The organism is Actinocorallia longicatena (assembly GCF_039534125.1).
Lineage (GTDB): Bacteria > Actinomycetota > Actinomycetes > Streptosporangiales > Streptosporangiaceae > Actinocorallia > Actinocorallia longicatena.
Window position 1 is genome coordinate 366,215 of sequence record NZ_BAAAUV010000007.1, and the last position, 19,961, is coordinate 386,175.

Genomic DNA, 19,961 nt, shown 5'->3' on the forward strand with positions numbered 1-19,961 from the left:
CCCGGCTAGACCAGCTTTACCGGCGTGTGCGGGGCTTCAGGGAGCTTCTGGGCGGTTTTGATGATCGTTGGGAGGTCCAGGCCGTATCCGGGGCCGGGATAGGCGCTGAGACCGTCACAGGCCCGGCTGAGCAGGGTGGCGGCGCCCGTGGGGTTGCCTCGGCGGAGATGGGTGATCCCGACGGCGAGCTGCGCGAGGGCGCGCCAGAGCGGGCGCTCGGCCGGGGGGCAGGTCTTCCAGCGGGCCTCGAGGACCTCGTGGGCGTGGAAGGGACGGTCGGCGTCGAGCAGACGCTGGGCCTCGGCGAGGGTCTCCCCGGGGCCGAGCAGGAGATCGTCCGGGGTGGTCGGGATCCCGCCGGGCGCGTCGTGCGGGAGGGGACGGCCGTAGGCGTCGCGCGGACGGGCGTTGCGGGGACGGCCCGCGCCGTCGCGATCGCGGCCCTCGTCGTCGCCCGCCATGCTCAGCGGGCCAGCCAGGACAGGAGCTCCTCGTTGAACGTGTGCGGACGCTCCTCGTGCGGGAAGTGGCCCGCGGCCTCGATGAGCGTCCAGGTGTAGGGGGCCTCGACATAGCGGCCGGAGCCCTGGGCCGCGTACGGCGGCAGCGCCGGGTCGAGGGCGCCGTGCAGATGCAGCGTCGGGACCTGGACGGGCGCCGCCATCCGATGGGCGTAGCGGATGCCGTCCGGGCGGGGCACCGAGCGCAGGAACCAGCGGTGGTACTCCAGCGCCGAGTGGGCGACGCCCGGGATCTGGACGGCGTCCCTGACGTGGCGTTCGGTGCGGTCGTCCGGCCAGCCGGCGGCCGACCACTCGTGCAGCAGCCGTCCGGCCTGGGCGGCGTCGTCCTTCACGAGCTGCCGCTCCGGCCACAGCGGAACCTGGAACCGGACGGTCCTGGACATCCAGGGCGTCCCCGGCGACTGCCGGAGCCGCAGCGGATGCGGCGCCGACACCGCGACCAGCCGGGAGACGACCTTCGGGTGGTAGACGGCCATCGTCCAGGCCAGGAGGCCGCCCCAGTCGTGGCCGATCACGATCGCGTTGGCCTCGCCGAGGGCCCGGACCAGCCCGGCGGCGTCCCCCGCCAGGGTGATCAGGTCGTAGCCGCGCGGCGGTTTGTCGCTGCCGCCGTAGCCGCGCAGGTCGACCGCCGCCGCCCGGTATCCGGCGGACGCCAGCGCGCCGAGCTGGTGGTGCCAGTTCCACCAGAACTCGGGGAAGCCGTGCAGGAGCAGCACGAGGGGGCCCTCGCCCGCCTCCGCGACATGGAACCGCGTGCCGCCGGCGCTGACGTCCCGATGGGTCCAGGGACCGGAGATCTCGGCGGTCATGCGATGTCCCGGATCATGACTTGGAGGGCCGCTTGAACAGCTTCGCGTTGTCCTGCATGGTCTGGATCGTCCGCTTCGGCGGGGAGAGCTTCTTCATCTTCCGGTAGCCGAACCAGATGCACCCGGCGGCCGTCAGCAGGTAGAGCGCGCCGACGAGCAGGAACGCCGCCCAGGTCCAGACGCCGAGCGCGACCAGCCCGTAGGCCAGCGCGATCGACCAGAGAATCACGATCATCGTGCCGAGCAGGCCGGCGACGATGAACATGACGCTGCCGATGGCCGCCTTGATGGCCTCGGCCTTGAGCTCGATCTTGGCCAGCTCGATCTCCGAGCGGACCAGCTTCGACACGTTGCCGGTGGCGGCGGCGACCAGCTCGCCGAGGCTCTGGCCGTCGATGTCAGAGGTCGTCATGGGACTCCTTCCCTTCCTGGGCGTGCACCCGGACCCGGAACCGGAACGCCACCGTGGCGACCAGGGACGCCACGAGGCTGGCTATGAGGACCGCAGTGGTCACTCTCTCCGAATGTTCGGTTCCCTCGTAGGCCAAATCGCCGATGAGCAACGAAACGGTGAAACCCACACCCGCGAGCATCGCCACGGCGGCGAGGTCCCGCCAGTGCAGGCCGTCCCCGAGCCGCGCGAAGCCGAGTCTCACCGCGACGTACGCGCCTGCGAGGACGCCCATGAACTTACCGACGATCAGGCCGAGGATCACACCCAGGGCGATCCTGTCCCTGAACACCTCGCCCAGAAGGGACGGGCTGAGCGCCACTCCGGCCGAGACGAGGGCGAACAGCGGCACGCAGATTCCGGCGCTGAACGGCCGCAGGACATGGTCGGCGTACTCGGCGTTGGAGCGCAGCTCGTCGGGGGAGTCGTCGGGTGCGGGACTGGTCAGCAGGCCGAGCGCGACTCCCGCGACGGTCGCGTGGATGCCGCTCTTGTAGGTGAAGGCCCAGGCCGCGATCCCGATCGGAGCGTAGATCCACGGGCTGCGGACCCCCCGGCGCTGGAGCAGCCCGTACAGGACGACCAGGGCGGCGGCCACGGCGAGCAGCCCGAACCTCAGGTCCGTCGAGTAGAACAGCGCGATGATCGTGATGGCGATGAGGTCGTCGACGACGGCGAGGGTGAGCAGGAAGGCGCGCAGCGCGGGCGGGCAGTTCGAGAACGTGATCGCCAGGACGGCCAGCGCGAACGCGATGTCGGTGGCGGTCGGGATCGCCCAGCCGTGACCGGCGTCGTCGACCCCGGCGCTGACGGCCAGGTAGATCAGCGCGGGCATGATGACACCGCCGACGGCCGCCAGGACCGGCAGCAGGGCGTCGCTGAGCCGTTTCAGTTCTCCGTGCGCGAGCTCCTCGCGCAGTTCCAGCCCGGCGATGAAGAAGAAGACGGCGAGCAGCCCGTCGGACGCGAAGTGGGCGACGGTCAGGTGGAACCAGCTCGGGCCGAACTCCCACTCCGTGAACGCCGTGTAGTCGGCCTTCCAGGGAGAGTTGGCCCAGAGCAGGGCCACCACCGTCGCGGCGAGCATGACGATGCCGCCGATGGTCTCGGTGCGGAGCGCCTCGGCCAGGTTCCGGGCGTGACGGACCGTCGGACGTAGCGGAAAAACGGCAGCTCGACGCCGTGACATGGATCCCCCCGAGGCGCCGATTCCGGCGCCATCGGCCGAGATCGTACCCAACGATCTTCGACCCAAGCCCGCCGCGGCGGGGGCCGGTGCCGTTTCCGGACCGGCCCCGCGCGGGCGCTACAGGTTGAGGGCCTTCTTGATCGCCTCCATGACGGAGGTGTCGGCGAGGGTGGTGGCGTCGCCGATCTCGCGGCCCTCCGCGATGTCCTGGAGGATCCGGCGGACGATCTTGCCGGAGCGGGTCTTGGGCAGCTCGGGGACGACCAGGATCTGGCGTGGCTTGGCGATCGGGCCGAGGGTCTTCGCGACGTGCGCGCGCAGCTCCTCGACGTCGACATCGCCCTCGCCGCGCGGGATCACGAACGCCGCGATGGCCTGCCCGGTGACCGCGTCGGTCGCGCCGACGACGGCCGCCTCGGCGACGCGTGGGTGGCTGACCAGGGCCGACTCGACCTCGGTGGTCGAGATGTTGTGACCGGAGACGAGCATGACGTCGTCGACGCGGCCGAGCAGCCAGAGGTCGCCGTCCTCGTCCTTCTTGGCGCCGTCGCCCGCGAAGTACAGGCCGTCCCAGCGTGACCAGTAGGTCTTCACGAACCGCTCGTCATCGCCCCAGATGGTGCGGAGCATCGAGGGCCACGGCTCGTTGAGCACGAGGAAACCGCCGGAACCGTCCGGGACGCTCTGGGCGTTCTCGTCCACCACGTCGGCGGAGATGCCGGGCAGCGGGCGCATCGCGGCGCCGGGCTTGCCGTGCGTGACGCCGGGCAGCGGGCTGATCATGATCGCGCCCGTCTCGGTCTGCCACCACGTGTCGACGATCGGTGTCTTTCCGGCGCCGATGTTCTGGCGGTACCAGACGTAGGCCTCGGGGTTGATCGGCTCGCCGACGCTGCCCAGGACGCGGATGCTCGACAGCGAGAACTGCGCGGGGATCGCGTCGCCCCACTTCATGAACGTCCGGATCGCGGTGGGAGCCGTGTAGAAGATCGTCACGCCGTACTTCTGGATGATCTCCCACCAGCGGCCCTTGTGCGGGGTGTCGGGAGTGCCCTCGTAGATGACGGAGGTCGCGCCGTTGGAGAGCGGCCCGTAGACGATGTAGGAGTGGCCGGTCACCCAGCCGACGTCGGCGGTGCACCAGTAGACGTCGGTGTCGGGCTTGTGGTCGAACACCGCGTCGTGGGTGTAGGAGACCTGCGTGAGGTAGCCGCCGGTGGTGTGCAGGATGCCCTTCGGCTTTCCCGTCGTACCGCTGGTGTAAAGGATGAACAGCGGGTGCTCGGCGTCGTGCGCCTCGGGCACGTGCTCCTCGGACTGGCGGTCGACGAGCTCGTGCCACCAGACGTCGCGGTCGGTCCAGTCGACGTCCTGGCCGGTGCGGCGCACGACGAGCACGTTCTCGACCGTGTCGGTGACGGCCTGGTCGACCGTGGGCTTCAGCGCGCTCGGGGCGCCCCGGCGGTAGCCGCCGTCCGCGGTGATGACGAGCTTGGCCTGGGCGTCCTCGATGCGGGTCTTGAGGGCGTCGACGGAGAAGCCGCCGAACACGACGCTGTGGGTCGCGCCGAGACGGGCGCAGGCCAGCATGGCCACGGCGGTCTCGGGGATCATCGGCATGTAGATGGCGACCCGGTCGCCCTTGACGACGCCCAGCTCGGTGAGCGCGTTGGCGGCCTTGTTGACCTCGCGCTGGAGGTCGGCGTAGGTGATGACGCGGGAGTCGCCCTCGGGCTCGCCCTCCCAGTAGAAGGCGACCTTGTCGCCCCGCCCTGCCTCGACGTGACGGTCGACGCAGTTGTAGGCGATGTTGATCTCGCCGCCGACGAACCACTTCGCGAACGGCGGGTTGCTCCAGTCGAGGACCTCGTCCCAGGGCTTGGCCCAGGACAGCCGGCCTGCCTGCTTCGCCCAGAAGGCCAGGCGGTCCGCCGAGGCCTCCGCGTAGGCGGCCTCGGTGACGTTCGCGCCGGCCGCGAGCTCGCTCGGAGGGGCGAACCTGCGGTTCTCCTGCAGCAGGTTCGACAACGCTTCCTGGCTCACTGGGTTTGCTCCTTCGCTTCGCGCCGCAACGGGGGTGGGCCTCCACTAAAGCGGTGGTCCTGTCGCGGCTTCAAGTATGCGCTTACTTGAAAGATTCTTTACAGATGGTATGTGACGCGGGACACGGACGCACTCTGTGTACCCTCGGGACCCGTGACTGACGCTCTCTTGCAGGTAAGCCGACTGCCCGGAGTTACCGAGGCCTGTGACGAGGCGCGCAAGGCCGTTGACCGGCTGCGCGGCCACCGGATGCTGCGGCGCAAGAGCGTCGAGGTGTCGACGGAGTCGCTGCTGCGCGGGGCCAGGGCGTCCGCGGAGCTCGAGGGCGCCTCGGCCCACCTCGAGGAGGTGCGGTCGGGCAAGGCGTCGCATCCGCTCGTCCAGGGGGCGCTGCGGATCTCCCAGGAGCTCGGGTCGCTGGTCGGGACCTGGCAGGTCGCGCCGCCGCAGGTGCTGGCCAGGCTGCACGTCCTCGGCGCCCGCGACGCGGTGGACTCCGCGCTGCTCGGCCGTCCCCGCGAGTCGGGCACGCCCGCTCCCGCCGAGGTCTCGGCCCGGCTGTCGGGGCTCACGTCCCTGCTGACCGCGCCGTCGACCGCCCCCGCCGTCGTCGTGGGCGCGATCGTGCACGGCGAGATCATGGCGCTGCGTCCCTTCGGCTCGGCCGACGGCCTGGTCGCCCGCGCCGCCGAGCGGCTGACGCTCATCTCGCGCGGTCTCGACCCGAAGGCGCTGGTCGCGCCCGAGATCGGGCATGCCGAACTCGACTATGACGACGCGCTCAAGGCCTATTTGACCGGTACTCCCGAAGGCGTCGCCGTCTGGATCAGGCACTGCGCGTCGGCGATCGTCGTGGGGGCGCGTGACTCGCAGGCGATCTGCGAGGCGATGCAGCGCGGCTGATCCGGGCGCGGGATCCGCAGGGCCGTATGTAGAGCGGCGGCGCTTTCCCTGAGGAAAACGCCGCCGCCGTCACGTCACTCCCGGTTACCAAGCGTGCAACTTGTATCGTCGGACCGGGTCAAGCCCGTCTCGACGCGCCTCCCGCGGCTGGTCGCGCGTGGGTGCCTGGGTGCCGTGCCCGGACAACTCGTCCGTGCTTCCTGTGTACGCCTCATTTCGGCCTTTGACAAGCCCCTTCTTCGTGCGGCGACCGTTCTTTGACGCCTCTGTCGGTGCTTGTCCCGCGACGTCCCTTGTGTGGTTCCGCGCAGTACGGGAGGGGATTACCGGTGGGTAAGAGGCGCGAATTCGATCACTGTCCGTGAGGGCGGAATCAAGGAAGATCTACCACTCGCGGTGGGCTCTCTCTTGATCGCTGTCGGCCGGTGAGAAAAAGCTCACCGGGTATCAAGTCCGATCCTCGACGGATGTCTCGACTATCGGGCAGCATATGTTGTATCTGCCTACACTGGCAGCCGGACGGGGCCCCGTTGTGGCGCCGTACCCCCCTCGCTCTCTTGGAATAGCGGGCCGGCTCTACCCCCCCGGAGCCGGACCGTGGCGACGACCCCCGCTCTCCCCCCCCCCCCCGGCGGGGGTCGTCGTATGTCCGGGACCTGTTTATCCACAGGTGGGAAAACGGTCTTGGCAGGGTGTGGGGCACCGTTGGGTGCATGAATGCACTGCTGCTTTCCCGTGATCCGGGATTGGCCGACGATCTTTTCCGGCTGGCCGCCGCGGCTTCCGTGGAACTCGCCGTTCCTTCGAGTGCGGCACAGGCTCGGGCGTTGTGGACCGAGTCGCCACTCGTCCTTCTGGGGGCCGATTTACCTTTTGCTTCCTATCCGCGCAGATCAGGGCTGGTGCTCGTGGCCCGGGCGGAGTCGGTGGAGCTCTATCGGCACGCGATGGCGGCCGGGGCCGAGCATCTCGCCGTTCTTCCCGAGGGCGAGCCGTGGCTGATCGACCGGCTGGCCGCCACGACCCGTCCGGGGCCGGCCGGGAAGGTCGTCACGGTCACCGGGGCCAGGGGCGGCGCGGGGGCCTCGGTGCTGGCCGCCACCCTCGCGCTCGTCGCGGCCCGCGAGGGCCTGCGGGCGCTCCTGGTGGACTTCGATCCGCTCGGTGGGGGCATCGATCTGCTCTTCGGGCTCGAGGCGGGGCCCGGGCCCCGCTGGCCCGAACTGTCCGGTCTTCGCGGGCGTCTTCCGCCGGACGCCCTCACCACCCTTCCCGCCGAGCGCGGGGTCAGCGTGCTGTCGCACAGCCATGCGGCGCCGGTCCGGATCCCGGCGCAGGTCCTGGACGCGGTTCTCCTCACCGCCCGGGCCACCCATGATCTGACGATCATCGATCTTCCCCGGGGGCAGGTGGCGGGGTGCGACCACTCGATCCTTCTCGTTCCCACTGATCTGCGCTCTGTTCTGACGGCCTCGACGCTGGCGTCGACCCTTCGCTCACCGCTTCTCGTCACGCGGGGGCCGGCGCCCGCCCGGCTACCGCCGTCCGCGGTCGCCGAGGCGACCAGCCTTCCGCTCGCCGCCCACTACGACTTCGACCGCCGCACCCCTGCCGCCGCCGAACAGGCCGGGCTCCCCACGAAAGGCGCCCTCCCCAGCCTGTGCACAGCTCTCCTGCCCCTGCTCCAGTGACTTCGCCGTCCGTCTCCGTGACCTCTTCTCGCGATCCCGGCCGTGGTGGCGGTCGTGGTGGCCGTGATCGCCGGGTGGATCGGCCGGGTGGATCGGCCGGGTGGATCGGCCGGGTGGATCGGCCGGGTGTACGCCGTCCCCGGTCGCCCGATCGGTGTCGCTCCGATGACGCGCAGGCGCGGCCCAGGCCGGTCTCGTTCCTGTTCTTGTTCCGTTCGCTCTCGGCTCCTGGAGGTCTCGATGTCATGGTTCGTGCTCGCGCGGAGCGGGGCGGTGGGGAAGCGGTGAGCCTGACCGACGCGGTGCGGGGCAGGCTCGCCGACAGCGGGCGTGCGGCGACCCCAGCCGCGGTGGCGGCGGCCGTACGTGCCGAGGACCGCGTGCTCGGCGACGCCGACGTGCTGGCCCTGACCAGGGAGGTGCGGGCCGACCTCGTCGGGGCGGGCCCGCTGGAACCGCTCCTGCGCGACCCCGACGTCACGGACGTGCTCGTGAACGGCCCGTCCGAGGTCTGGGCCGAACGCCACGGCGAACTCCTGCGCACCTCGGTGCGCTTCCCCGACGAACAGGCCGTCCGCAGGCTCGCCCAGCGGCTGGCCGCGGCCGCCGGACGCCGTCTCGACGACGCCGCCCCCTACGTCGACGCCCGCCTCCCCGGCGGCGTCCGGTTGCACGCGGTCCTCGCGCCCGTGGCCGTCGCGGGCACCTGCCTGTCCCTGCGCTCACCGCGCGGCCGGGCGTTCACCCTTCCCGAACTGGTCCGCGCGGGAAGCGTCTGCCCCGAGGGAGCGAGCCTGCTCACCGCCATCATCACCGCGCGGGCGGCGTTCCTCATCACGGGCGGCACCGGCACCGGCAAGACGACCCTCCTGAGCAGCCTCCTGGGCCTGGTCCCACCGGACGAGCGCCTCCTGCTCGTCGAGGACTCGGCCGAGCTCCGTCCCACCCATCCGCATGTCGTCCGCCTCGAGGCCAGACCCCCGAACGTCGAGGGCGCGGGCGGCGTCACCCTGCACGACCTGGTCCGCCAGGCCCTCCGCATGCGCCCCGACCGCCTCGTCGTCGGCGAGGTCCGAGGCAACGAGGTCATCGACCTCCTGGCCGCCCTCAACACCGGCCACGAAGGCGGCTGCGGAACCCTGCACGCCAACACCCCGAGGGACGTCCCGGCCCGGCTGGAAGCCCTCGGCTGCGCCGCGGGCCTCACCCGTGAGGCCCTCCACAGCCAGCTCTCCGCCGCCCTCGACCTGGTCATCCACCTGACCCGCCACGGCCCCGCCCGCCGCATCTCCGAGATCTCCCTCCTGACCCGCACCCCCACCGGCTACGTCACCGCCACCCCCGCGGCCCACCTGACCCCCACCGCCATCACCTTCACCCCGGCCGCCCCCACCCTCTTCGCCCTCCTGTCCTGGGCGCCGAAGCAGAGGACCCAGACGACATGATCGCTCTAGCCCTTCTCCTGGCGGCCGCGGCGCTCCTCTGGTCTCGAACGGGAACCTCAGAACACCGCCTGCGACGAATCCACACCACCGGACACCGACAGTGGAACACCCACGCCACCGGCCACCAGCAGAACCCGTCTTCGACGTCGGCCGGCTCACGTTCCCAGCGCTCCTCCGCAGACCCGCACACCTACCGGCCGCCCGCCAGTTCGCACGCTCACCCCGCGACGTTCGGCTCACCTGCTCATCCCTCGTCCTCCGGCTCACCTGCTCACCCGTCGTCCAGCGGCTCGTACGTTCACCCCTTGGTCTTCGGCTCGCGTGCCCACTCGTCCGGCGTCTCGAGCACCGAGGTCCCGCCCTCCGGCCCGCTTGCCCAAGCCAGGCCGTTCGGCTCGCGTCCCAAGGCGTCGCCGGTCGGCTCACGGATCCGGAACTCGCGGCTCGGCTCACGTGCTCGAACGAAGCCCGGAGACCCGTCCGTCCGGGCCTCGTTCGTCCTGCGGCCTCGGGCCTCGTCACCCACCCCGTCCGAACGAGCCCTGGCGCTGGCGAAGGCCACCACCGCACGTCTGCGTCCGAACCGCACAGAGACGGCAGGACGCCAAGCGGTGATCGAACTCTGCGACGGCCTGGCCGCCGAACTCACCGCAGGAAGAGCACCGGAAGAAGCCCTGGCCAGAACCCTCTCAACCCTCCCCACCGAACTGACCGCACTCCTTCAGCACCTGACCACGCCCTCCGGCACCGCCACGGCCTGGAATGCCCCCGTTTCGGGCATCTCTGCCATATCGGGTATCCGCAGCATCGCGAACACCCCTGCCGCCGCGGGCGTCTTCACGACCCCTGGAATCTTCACGGCCCCGGGTGTCACGGCCCCGGGCGTCATGTATCCGGGCGCGCTTCCAGGCATCCCGCCCGAGTTGGACATCCCCACCGAGTTGGACAGAGCCTCCACCGCCCCGGGCGCCGAAAGCCTCCGCCTCCTGGCCGCTTCCTGGCGCATCGGCGTGGAACGCGGCGCCACCTTCGCCACCGTCATCGACAGCCTGGCAGCGGCCCTCCGCGATGAGACCGCCCACCAGGAGCACATCACCTCCCAGCTGGCGGCCCCGAAAGCCACGGCGAAACTCCTGGCCGCCCTCCCCCTCCTCGGCATGACCATGGCCTGGGCCATGGGCGCCAACCCCCTCGCCTTCCTCTTCACCACCCTCCCCGGCCTGGCCTCCCTGACAGCGGGCACCCTCCTCAACGCCGCCGGCCTCCTCTGGACCCACCGCATAGCCCAAGCCGCCCAACACCCCACCTGACCCATGCCCCACCCACCCCGCCTCCTTCAGGACCACGACCACCAGCCCCCACTCCTCTCACCACGCCACCGGCGGACCTGCCTAGCAGACATCCACGCCTGACAGCCGTGCGGTCCGGCTTGACGTGCGTCCCCGCCAGAGCCATGCGTCGCCGCTCAGCGGCGCCCATCCCGGACGGCTGGGAGTTCCTGTCGATGAGCCTCCCTCCCCGAGGATCGGATGTCGCCGATCGACGGCGTCCGACCCTGACGGCGGGCCGTCCTTGCTCAGCAGTGTCGGTTCAGGCGGGCCTTCCCCACCTGTGGGCCCGGGGAGGGCCGCCTGGCGGCATCCAGGCTCGATGGCCGGGCATTTCTGCCCTGCGGACGCCCTCGCCGAGGACCGGGCCTCGCCGATTGAAGGCGCCCGCCCCTTATGGCGCCCGCCCCTGACCGCGTTCGGCCCTGATCGCGTCCGCCCTCATGGCGCCCAAACCTGACCGCGTCCGACCCTGCCGGCGGGCCGTCCTTGCTCGGCGGTGCCTGTTTCGGACGGGCCTCCCCGTCCGTGGCACGAGGAGCCTGCGTGGCTGGCGGCATCCAGGCTCGATGGGCGGGCATTCCTTTCCGGCGGACGCCCTCGCCGAGGATCGGGCGCGCCAGGTCGGCGGAGTCATGCCCGGCCTCCGGCCGTCTTGCTCGGCGGCGTCTGTTCTGGGTGTCCCTGCAGGGAAGCCGGGCGGCGTTCGGTGGGTCTGCGCCTGATGGCTGGGTGCTCCGTCCGGTGGACGCCCGCCTGACGAAGGCGCAGCTCCCGGCTGATCGTCGCCCGGCGGCCAGGCGTCTTCCTCGATGCCGCCGAGCTTCGCGGACCCACTCCACAGCCCAAACCGTCCAGTACCTCAACCGATCGAGGCTCCATGCTCCCCGCTCTCCTCCTGGCCCTCGCCACAGCCCTGGCCCTCCCGCCCTCTCCTTTGGGCAGGCTCCACCGCCTGATCGCACGTCCGCGTCCCTCATCCCGCTTCAGACCCTCATCCGGTTCCGGGTCCGCACGCGGCTCGGCACCTCCACTCGGCGCGCTCCCTCCGTCGCATCCAGCACGTTCGAACCGATGGAGGTCCTCTGCACCGGCCTTCACCGGGCTCGGCCCCCGTGCGTCAGCGCGTCTCGATCCCTCGTCCTTGTCGGCCCAGGCCGGTGACTCCTGGGTATACGCGGGTGCCCCGGCGAGCGGCGCCCGGCGGAGAGGAGATGCGGCGCGGCGGGGAGGGACGGATCAGGGGGAGGCGGGGGCTCCGGGCGCTCGGCGGTTCCCGGGACGGCTGGTTCTGGTGGGCGTCGTCGGGTGCGGGGTCTGGGCGACGGTGGGCGGCGTCCTGGGAATGGGGGCCGGAGGACTCGCGGCGTTCGGGATGTGGCGGCTGCTCGCGCGGATGACGCCGCGGGAGGAAAAGAGGCGTCATGCCAGGCTCGTAGCCGACCTGCCCGTGGCGGTGGATCTGCTCGCGGCCTGCCTGTCGGCCGGAGCGTCGTGGACGGAATCCGTCGAAGCCGTCGCCGGCGCGCTCGGCGGGCCCCTGGGCGAGGAACTGACGACCGTCGCAGCCCGGGTCAGGCTGGGTGCCGACCCGGCCGAAGCCTGGCTGACCCTCGCCACGACACCGGCGCTGGCCGCCCTCGCACGGACGGCGTCCCGGGCCTCGGACACCGGAGCGGCACTGGCGCCGACGCTCGCCCGCCTCGCCCGCGACCAGCGGCGCGCCGCCCGTAACGCCGCGGACGCCAGGGCACGAACGGCCGCCGTCCATGCCGTGGCACCGCTCGGCCTCTGCTTCCTCCCGGCCTTCGTCCTCCTCGGCATCGTCCCCGCGATCGCCGGGATCGCCCACTCCATCACCCTCCCCTGAACGCCGCTGAGCTGCGGATCAACGGCATCCAGTGGGTTTTCCACAGGCTGGAGAACGGTCTTGGACGAGTCGGCGCATGCTGGGGGCAGAGCGGGAGAACGTCCCGCAGAACCGAAGCGGAGTCCGCATGAAGCGCACCATCTCGATCCGCCCCGGCAGGAGGATCCACAGCCGCCGGGACGAGGGAATGTCCACGGCGGAATACGCCGTCGGCACCGTCGCCGCGGCCGGATTCGCCGCCCTCCTGTTCAAGATCGTCACCAGTGACGAGGTCCGCGAGCTGCTCTTAGGGATCATCAACCGGGCCCTCCAGCTGGCCGGATGATCACCGCATCTCCCGGCACGTCCCGTAAGGACAGAGGCTCGGCGACGGTGGAGACGGCCCTGGCCCTCCCCGCCCTCATGACCGTCGTCGCGATCGCCCTCTGGGGCATCGCGGCGGCGGCCGCCAACCTCACCTGCATCGACGCCGCCCACACGGGAGCCCGAGCCGCCGCCAGAGGCGAACCCCCCGAAGCCGTCCGCACCGCGATCCTCCGAGCCGCTCCACCCCACACGACCGTCACCCTGACCACCACCCCCGACACCACCCACCTCACCGTCACCACCGTCTTCCACCCCCCGCTCCACCTCCCCCTCCCCGCCCTCACCTTCCAGGCCACAGCCGAAGCCCCCACCGAACCCACCCCCTGACCGGCTCGCTCCGGTACGGCGGTCGTCATGCCGATGAGGAGATGTCTTGCCCGAATGCGCGCGTCCGGTGCGGTGTGTTCATCTGGTCTGCAGGTCCGGGGCCTGCCATGCGGCGGGCAGCGGCCGACGCCGGGAAACGGGGTGGACGAGAAGGTGCGGGCCCCGTGGCGGGTCCGGGTCCCGGCGTGGAGGTGCTTCGTGAAACCGCTGTCGAGGCCGGGGCCGGGTCTTCGGAACCGGCGGAGCGCTCCCCGGATTCTGCTCGTGGTGCCTACGGGTTCTCTTTCCGACCGGGTGGCCGCTTCAGGGCCCCGGGCGGGATCGAAGAGGAAGCGGGATCGGGGGACCGCCACATTGTGGGTGGTCGCCTTCGCGGGCTTGCTGTGGACGGTGGCGGCCGTCGTGATGCTCGCCGGTGGGGTTCGTGGTGCCCGTCATCGGGCGCAGATGGCCGCCGATACCGCCGCGCTGGCGGTGGTGACCAGGGAGGTCTGGGGATTCGGGGACGGGTGCAGGTTCGCCCGCCGGGTCGTGGAGAGCGCCCGGGCCAGCCTGACGGCCTGCGTGCTGACCCCGAATGATCCGGCCTCCGGGGTGACGGCCGAAGTATGCGTGGCCGTGCCGTTTCACGGCCCTCCCTGGCTGGGCGATCTGCGCATCCAGGCCAGGGCCCGAGCGGGCCAGTCCCATGAGCAGGAGCGCCCGTGATGCGCGAAGAGGCCTCGTACCCACGACGGACGCCGTCCCGGAACAGGGTTATACGTGCTGTCAATAGAGCTAGGGTGCAGGTGGCGATAGTTTGTCGCCTTCCTGTGACTTTGGCTACCGGTCGGTCATATACGCTGCCGTAAGCATTGGGGTACCGGACTGTGACGGAGGGAACCGTGCGGATGCGGATCAGGTCGCTGATGGTCGCGGGTCCTCTCGTGCTCGCGGTCATGGGACCGGGTACGCCGGCGAAGGCCGCGGCCGGTCCGGCGATCTCCCCGGCCAACGGGTCCGTCGTCACCAGTTCCTCGGTGCGCATCTCGGTGAAGACCGGATTCCTCGGTGGGCAGCTCTACGTCAACGACGTCCCGCGGAGGTCCGCGAAGGGCTCCACGCTCCTCACCTGGACGATCAACGGGCACTCCTCGCCCAACGGCACCTATCACGTCCTTCTCAAGGACCCGGTCCTCGCGCTGAACAACAGCACGAGCACGTTCAGGATGGCCGTGCCCGCCTACGCGCCCAGCGGTCTCCAGGCGAAGGCCAGCGGCGGGACCGTCACGATCTCCTGGAAGCGCGGCGAGGAACCCGACCTGACCGGCTACACCGTGTCCAGCAGCCTCGGCAGGAGCCGGAGCGTCGGCATGGGGGCGTGCGGCGGCGGACGCTGCACGACCACCCTGTCGGTCGGGGCGAACATGGGCGGCCAGATCGCCGTCCAGGTCGTGGCCAAGCGGAAGGGCGCGGCCCCGTCGGGCGCCGCCGGCGGCACGGTCAAGCTGACCGGCACCGGTGGCGGAAACGGCGGTAACACCAACCCGGTTCCGCCCCCCAACAACAACACCTGGCCGGCCCCGGGCAACAACACGACGCCCGATCCGTTCCCGACCGTCCAGCCCGGTCCCGACTGGAGCACCGTCTCCCCGCAGCCGACGGCCGACAATCCCTTCAGCTCACCCCAGGCCGAGCCGAGCGTCGACACCTCCCTGATGCCGCAGCCGGTCGCCGACACCCGCACCGCCTCGGCGGCGGACAGCCTGCAGTGGGGCAAGAGCGTCGCGATCGCCCTGGTCCTCCTCCTGTGCGCGGGCCACCTCGGCACCTGGACACGCCGCCTCCGGACGGCCCGGGCGGGCGGCCCCGTCTCAGGCCCCCGCATCATCCCCGGTTCCGCCCACGCCCGCGTCGAGGCGAACCGCCACCACATCCAGGCCGCCCTGGCCGCTTCCCGCACCATCACGGACGAAGAGGACACCAAGCCGAAGCGCCGCCGCTTCTCCAAGAAGCGCGCCCTCTCCGCCCCTCCGGCCCCCGACCTCCTCCCGTCCGCGCCCGCCCTCGACGACGAGCCCGGCACCCTCCTCGTCGACGACGACCTCACGACCCCGGCGTTCACGACGACCGACCACTCGCCGTACCTGCCGCCGTCCCCGCACGACGCGGGCGTCTACGCCGTCATGGACCCGGCCCTCTACGACGCGATCCCCGACGATGACGACCCGCCCTACGACTCCGCACGCTCCTCCGCCGACCTCGACGAGCCCTCCTCCCATGCTTTCGCGGACCCCCTCGCGACACGCACCGAGAACAGCGAAGGCCCGATGTCGGCGGCCCGCGACTACAGCGGCTCCACCCCCGATTCGGACGAGGAAGCCTCCGCCCCCCGACCGGAATCGGGCCTGGCCGCCCTGATGGACCTCTCGTCCCCCACCGACCCCGACCCCGCCTTCACCCCGGACTCCAGCCGCACCGAACTCCTGGACACCCCCCGCCCCCGCCGCCTCTTCCGCCGAGGCCGCCGCTCCTGACCCGAGCCTGCGCTCGTGCCTTGAGCTCGTCGCTCCCGAGTGGCCGCCGCTTCCGCTGTGGCCCCGCTGCGCAAGCTCCGCCCTCGAACCGAAATCGGGCCCGCCCGCCCGGATCGGACCCGTCGGTTCCTGACCGCACCGGCTGATCTTCGCCGCGGGTCGCAGTCGCGTTGGGCCATGGACGTCCCGCCGAGGCTGTCACTCGTTCCCGCGGCTCTGCTGTTCCTGCCGCGCTGACGTTGCCGGGTGTCGCTGCTCAACCGAATGCCGCCGGACGCCCGATGCTCGCCTGGTCCTGCCGGTGGCCTTCCGCTCGGGGTTATCGCTGATGCGCGGGTCGGGAGGCTCGTGGTGGTGGGGCGGGTCGCTCGGTGCGGCCGGTCGCCGAGGCCTTTTTACTGGTCTGCGCCGGTCGGGCCGAGGGAGGCGGGGCCGAGGGGAGGGGTGGGCGGATGGTCGTGGAGAAGGACGGAGAGGAGGGCCAGGGCGTCGCGCTTGTTGAGGGGGTCGTTGCCGTTGCCGCATTTCGGGGACTGGATGCAGGACGGGCAGCCGTGGTCGCAGTCGCAGGAGGCGATGGCCTCGTAGGTGGCCAGCAGCCAGGGGTGGGCCGCGGAGTAGGCGCGTTCGGCGAAGCCCGCGCCGCCGGGGTGGCCGTCGTAGACGAAGACGGTCAGGAGGCCCGTGTCGGGGTGCAGCTGGGTGGAGACGCCGCCGATGTCCCAGCGGTCGCAGGTGGCGAACAGCGGGAGGAGGCCGATGGAGGCGTGCTCCGCGGCGTGGGCGGCGCCCGGGGCGTCGAAGTCGCCCAGGGAGTCGAAGGCGTCGGGGGAGATCGTCCACCAGACGGACTTGGTGCGGAGGGCGCTCTCGGGGAGGTCCAGGGGCTTCTCGCCGATGACCTCGCCGGAGCCGTTGCGGCGCATCTGGTAGGCGACGACCTGGCGCTTGACCTCGACCGTCCCGAAATGCAGGCCCGATTCGCCCCAGAAAGAAGACTTCTGGACGTCCAGGATGTGGATCTCCGTGACCGAGCGCGCCGATGTCGTGTAGTCCGGGTAGGCCTGGCTCACCAGCGCGACCGAGTCCTCGAGGTCGAGGAGCTCGACCAGGAAGCTCTCGCCCTGATGGACGTAGACGGCGCCCTCGTGGACGGTGCTGTGCGCGGAGCCCTCGTCGACGGTGCCGAGGAGCCGGCCGGTCCCGGCCTCGACGACCTGGACGGGCATCGAGCCCGATCCGCGGAGATCCGCCTTGGGACGTTCGCGGTGCGTCCAGAACCACCCGGTCGGTCGGCGCCTTAGCTGACCTGCGGAAACGAGGTTGTCCACAAGCTGTGCGGACGTCGGTCCGAACATCGTGAAATCGTCGGCGGTGAGGGGCAGCTCGGCTGCCGCCGCACAGAGATGAGGTTCCAGGACGTAGGGGTTGTCCGGATCGAGGACCGTCGCCTCGACCGGTGTCCCGAAGATCGCGGAGGGGTGGTGGACGAGATAGGTGTCCAGAGGATCGTCGCGGGCCACGAGCACGGCGAGGGCGTCCTGGCCGGAGCGTCCGGCCCGGCCGGCCTGCTGCCAGAGGGATGCCCGCGTGCCGGGCCAGCCGCAGATCAGCACCGCGTCGAGCCCCGAGACGTCGATGCCGAGTTCCAGGGCGTTGGTCGTCGCGAGCCCGAGCAGCTCTCTCGAACGCAGAGCCCCTTCCAGGGCGCGCCGCTCCTCCGGCAGGTATCCGCCGCGATAGGCCGCCACTTGCGTCTCCAGGCCCGGCGAGACCTCCTCCAGACCCCGCTTGGCCGCCAGCGAGACGTTCTCCACACCCCGCCGAGACCGCACGAACGCCAGCGTCTGCGCCCCCATCACCACAAGATCGGCCAGCAGGTCGGCGACCTCGGAGGTCGCGGCCCTCCGAACCGAGACCTCGCCGGCCTTCCCGTCCCACTCGAACGCCTCGGCCTCGGCATGTCTCGCGTCCCGGTCCGATCGGCGCGTCTTCGCGTCCTCCGCGGGGGGCCTCCGGCCCTTGCTCGCCGGACGAAGGGCCGTCTCGTCCACGACACGCCCGGGGACGTCATCGGTCCGGAGCGGATCAGCGGCGTCGACGGCGGGCCCTGAGTCCTCGCTGAACCGGTGCGGCTCCGCCTCGGCCTGGTGCGTCTCCACGCCATCCACTCGGGGTGGAGCGGTCTCGTCGAGGGCGGGTTCGGGGACGTGCGGCCCGGACCGGTTCGTCTCGATGCTTCGGCCGGACGGGTTCGCGTCGAGACCCTGGCCGGAGGGGTCGCTTGCGGAACCCGCGGCGCTCGCGGCACTCGCGTCGTTCGTGGCGGTGGTGTGGGGCGATTCGTGGAGGGACGGTGCATGGAGGGAAGGTGCGTGGAGGGAAGGTGCGTGGAGGGAAGGGGCGGTGTGTTCGCGGGGTGGGAGGGGGAGGTGGGAGACGGCGTCGAGGAGAGGGGGTTCCCAGAGGGCGAAGGTGGTGGCGCCGCGGGGGGAGGCGTCGGTGGTGACGGCGGTCATGGGGAGGCCGGTCAGGGTCGTCGCCGAGACGGCGGGGGCCGAGACGGTGGCGGAGGCGAGGATGAAGGTGGGGGAGGTGCCGTAGCGGGCGCAGACGCGGCGTAGGCGGCGGATGATCTGGGCGACGTGTGAGCCGAAGACACCGCGGTAGCCGTGCGACTCGTCGATGATCACGTAGCGGAGGCGGCGGAGGAAGGACGACCAGCGGGCGTGTCCCGGCAGGATGCCGTAGTGCAGCATGTCCGGGTTGGTCAGGACGAAGTTGGCGTGGCGGCGGATCCAGTCGCGGGCGTCGGGCGGTGTGTCGCCGTCGAAGGTCGCGGCGCGGACCGAGGCCAGGTCGAGGGACTCGACAGAGCGGAGCTGGTCGTGGGCCAGGGCCTTCGTGGGGGCCAGGTAGAGGGTCGCCTCGTCGGAGAAGGCGGCGGTCAGGGACGGGAGGAGGTAGGCGAGGGACTTGCCCGAGGCCGTCCCCGTGGCGACGATCACCGAGTCGCCGGCGTGCGCCAGGGAGGCCGCCGTGGCCTGGTGCTCCCACAGCCCGGGAATGTTCAGGGCCGAAATGACGGAAGCGGGTACCCACTCCGGCCAGGGGGCGAATGTGGCGGGACGTGCGGGAATGACCTGCACATGAGTGACCCGGCCGCGTCGACGGGGGTCGCGCAGCAGCTGATCGAGAAGATGATGGTCAGACACAGGTTTCCAGTTTCGCACTTGGGGAAGGGAAGGAAGAACGCCCCGGCACCCCCGAGGACCGTGCGGGCAGGTCAGACCACGCGAACACGTGATTTCGTGTGAAGACGACGTCGGAGCGTGGTTGAATTTCGGCGGGCGAACGCCGCCACGTCCGATTACATGGCGGCATATGCGCTGGAGGTTCTGTGGACCTGAAGGTGAACGACTACACCACCGACGACGGCCTCACGGTCATCAACGTGGAGGGGGAGATCGACGTCTACACGGCGCCGAAGCTCCGCGAGAAGCTCATCGACTTGGTCAACAAGGGCAAGTTCCACCTCCTCGTGGACATGGAGAAGGTCGAGTTCCTTGACTCGACCGGGCTCGGCGTCCTAGTGGGCGGTCTTAAGCGCGTCCGGGCTCATGACGGCTCTCTCGAGCTCGTCTGCACCCAGGAGCGCATCCTCAAGATCTTCCGGATCACGGGCCTCACCAAGGTCTTCGGGATCCACGACACGATCGACGAGGCGCGGGAGAAGCGCAAGGGTAAGTGACCACGGTGGCGACCGTTGAATTGGCCTTCAGCGCGCTGCCCGTCCATGTGAGGACGGCGCGTCTGATCACTACGGCTGTGGCTCGGCGCAGCGGGGTAGCCGAACCCCTGCTGGACGAGGTGCGTCTCGCGGTGGGCGAAGCCTGCTCGCGAGCGGTAGAGGCGCACCAGAAACACTGCCCCGACCAGCCGGTACGACTGGAGCTGACCGATGGTGGGGGCCGTTTCTCGGTCTCGGTCAGCGACCAGGCTCAGGCCGAGCCCGAGCACGGCCTGAGCATGGCCGTCATCAAAGGCCTGGCCGACGAGCTCGAGATCGACTCCTCTCCCGAGGGCATGAAGATCAGCATGAGCTGGCCGGCACCCTAGACTCTCGCAACACCCACGACGCGCCCGGCGCCCGCACCCTCTTGCGGCACCGGGCGCGCCGCATTTCCAATGCGCCCTGGGCCGTGTCTTACGGATCTTGTCCGTGGCGAGCGGCGGTCAGGTGCGTGCCTCGGAGGTGCGGAGGAGGGAGTCGGCCTGGTGTGGCCGTCGACCGACGACAAGCCTGCGAGGTGCGTGCCTGGGCGTCGCGCAGTAGGACCGAAGATCCGTAAGACACGGCCTAGCCCAACCAGCCCGCACTCGCGCGGCCCGAGCCACCGCTCGGCCTGACGCGGCTCCGTCCGACCCCGCCCGCCCTGACGCGCTCGGCAGCCCCGCCTGGCCGACTGGGACCGCTCGCCTCTTTCCTCTCGACG

Annotated in this window: 17 protein-coding genes; 11 read left to right on the forward strand and 6 right to left on the reverse strand. The window is 71.0% G+C overall.

Annotation, left to right across the window (positions count from 1 at the left end; translation table 11 throughout):
• Positions 1–5 precede the first annotated feature (5 nt).
• From ABD785_RS17455 to acs, 5 genes are all read right to left on the reverse strand, one after another.
• The gene (locus ABD785_RS17455; RefSeq protein ID WP_344829230.1) at positions 6–461 is read right to left on the reverse strand and encodes a DUF309 domain-containing protein; all 456 of its coding nucleotides are present in this window, start codon (positions 459–461) and stop codon (positions 6–8) included.
• Positions 462–463: 2 nt separating this feature from the next.
• A complete protein-coding gene (locus tag ABD785_RS17460; RefSeq protein WP_344829231.1) occupies positions 464–1,336 on the reverse strand; it encodes an alpha/beta fold hydrolase in 873 nt (290 codons plus the stop codon).
• Positions 1,337–1,349: 13 nt separating this feature from the next.
• Positions 1,350–1,748 (reverse strand): phage holin family protein, encoded by a 399-nt coding sequence (locus tag ABD785_RS17465; RefSeq protein ID WP_344829232.1) that lies wholly within the window; start codon positions 1,746–1,748, stop codon positions 1,350–1,352.
• Positions 1,735–2,976, reverse strand: coding sequence for a Na+/H+ antiporter NhaA (nhaA, locus tag ABD785_RS17470; protein ID WP_344829233.1), 1,242 nt, complete (start codon positions 2,974–2,976; stop codon positions 1,735–1,737). The genes ABD785_RS17465 and nhaA overlap by 14 nt, the downstream gene beginning before the upstream one ends.
• 117 nt (positions 2,977–3,093) lie before the next feature.
• Positions 3,094–5,019: an acetate--CoA ligase gene (gene acs / locus ABD785_RS17475; protein ID WP_344829234.1), complete on the reverse strand. Its 1,926-nt coding sequence runs from the start codon at positions 5,017–5,019 to the stop codon at positions 3,094–3,096.
• 153 nt (positions 5,020–5,172) lie between these two features.
• On the opposite strand from acs, the gene ABD785_RS17480 reads away from it, so the two are divergent.
• The 9 genes from ABD785_RS17480 (at position 5,173) to ABD785_RS17520 (ending at position 15,465) form a co-directional block, all read left to right on the forward strand.
• Entirely contained in the window at positions 5,173–5,922 is a 750-nt protein-coding gene (locus ABD785_RS17480; protein WP_344829235.1) for a Fic family protein, read from the forward strand.
• A 713-nt stretch (positions 5,923–6,635) separates the two neighbouring features.
• A complete protein-coding gene (ssd, locus tag ABD785_RS17485; protein ID WP_344829237.1) occupies positions 6,636–7,613 on the forward strand; it encodes a septum site-determining protein Ssd in 978 nt (325 codons plus the stop codon).
• A 245-nt stretch (positions 7,614–7,858) separates the two neighbouring features.
• Entirely contained in the window at positions 7,859–9,058 is a 1,200-nt protein-coding gene (locus ABD785_RS17490) for a TadA family conjugal transfer-associated ATPase (RefSeq protein ID WP_425547780.1), read from the forward strand.
• Between the two features lie 941 nt (positions 9,059–9,999).
• A complete protein-coding gene (locus ABD785_RS17495; RefSeq protein ID WP_344829239.1) occupies positions 10,000–10,368 on the forward strand; it encodes a type II secretion system F family protein in 369 nt (122 codons plus the stop codon).
• A 1,312-nt stretch (positions 10,369–11,680) separates the two neighbouring features.
• Entirely contained in the window at positions 11,681–12,256 is a 576-nt protein-coding gene (locus ABD785_RS17500; protein ID WP_344829241.1) for a type II secretion system F family protein, read from the forward strand.
• Between the two features lie 127 nt (positions 12,257–12,383).
• Positions 12,384–12,581 (forward strand): DUF4244 domain-containing protein, encoded by a 198-nt coding sequence (locus ABD785_RS17505; RefSeq protein ID WP_344829242.1) that lies wholly within the window; start codon positions 12,384–12,386, stop codon positions 12,579–12,581.
• Positions 12,578–12,949, forward strand: coding sequence for a TadE family type IV pilus minor pilin (locus ABD785_RS17510; RefSeq protein ID WP_344829243.1), 372 nt, complete (start codon positions 12,578–12,580; stop codon positions 12,947–12,949). Before ABD785_RS17505 ends, ABD785_RS17510 begins: the two co-directional genes overlap by 4 nt.
• Before the next feature lie 54 nt (positions 12,950–13,003).
• Positions 13,004–13,657, forward strand: coding sequence for an Rv3654c family TadE-like protein (locus tag ABD785_RS17515; protein ID WP_344829244.1), 654 nt, complete (start codon positions 13,004–13,006; stop codon positions 13,655–13,657).
• A gap of 161 nt (positions 13,658–13,818) precedes the next feature.
• Positions 13,819–15,465, forward strand: coding sequence for a hypothetical protein (locus tag ABD785_RS17520; RefSeq protein ID WP_344829245.1), 1,647 nt, complete (start codon positions 13,819–13,821; stop codon positions 15,463–15,465).
• A gap of 395 nt (positions 15,466–15,860) precedes the next feature.
• Here the strand turns inward: ABD785_RS17520 and ABD785_RS17525 are convergent, their stop codons facing one another.
• Positions 15,861–18,680 carry a DEAD/DEAH box helicase gene (locus ABD785_RS17525; RefSeq protein WP_425547781.1) on the reverse strand — a complete coding sequence of 940 codons (2,820 nt, stop codon included), beginning with the start codon at positions 18,678–18,680 and terminating at the stop codon, positions 15,861–15,863.
• A gap of 185 nt (positions 18,681–18,865) precedes the next feature.
• Here ABD785_RS17525 and ABD785_RS17530 point away from each other — a divergent pair, with 185 nt between their 5' ends.
• On the forward strand, positions 18,866–19,216 hold the full coding sequence (locus ABD785_RS17530) for an STAS domain-containing protein (protein ID WP_344829247.1): 351 nt from the start codon (positions 18,866–18,868) through the stop codon (positions 19,214–19,216).
• 5 nt (positions 19,217–19,221) lie between these two features.
• Positions 19,222–19,584, forward strand: coding sequence for an ATP-binding protein (locus ABD785_RS17535; protein WP_344829334.1), 363 nt, complete (start codon positions 19,222–19,224; stop codon positions 19,582–19,584).
• Positions 19,585–19,961: the final 377 nt, after the last annotated feature.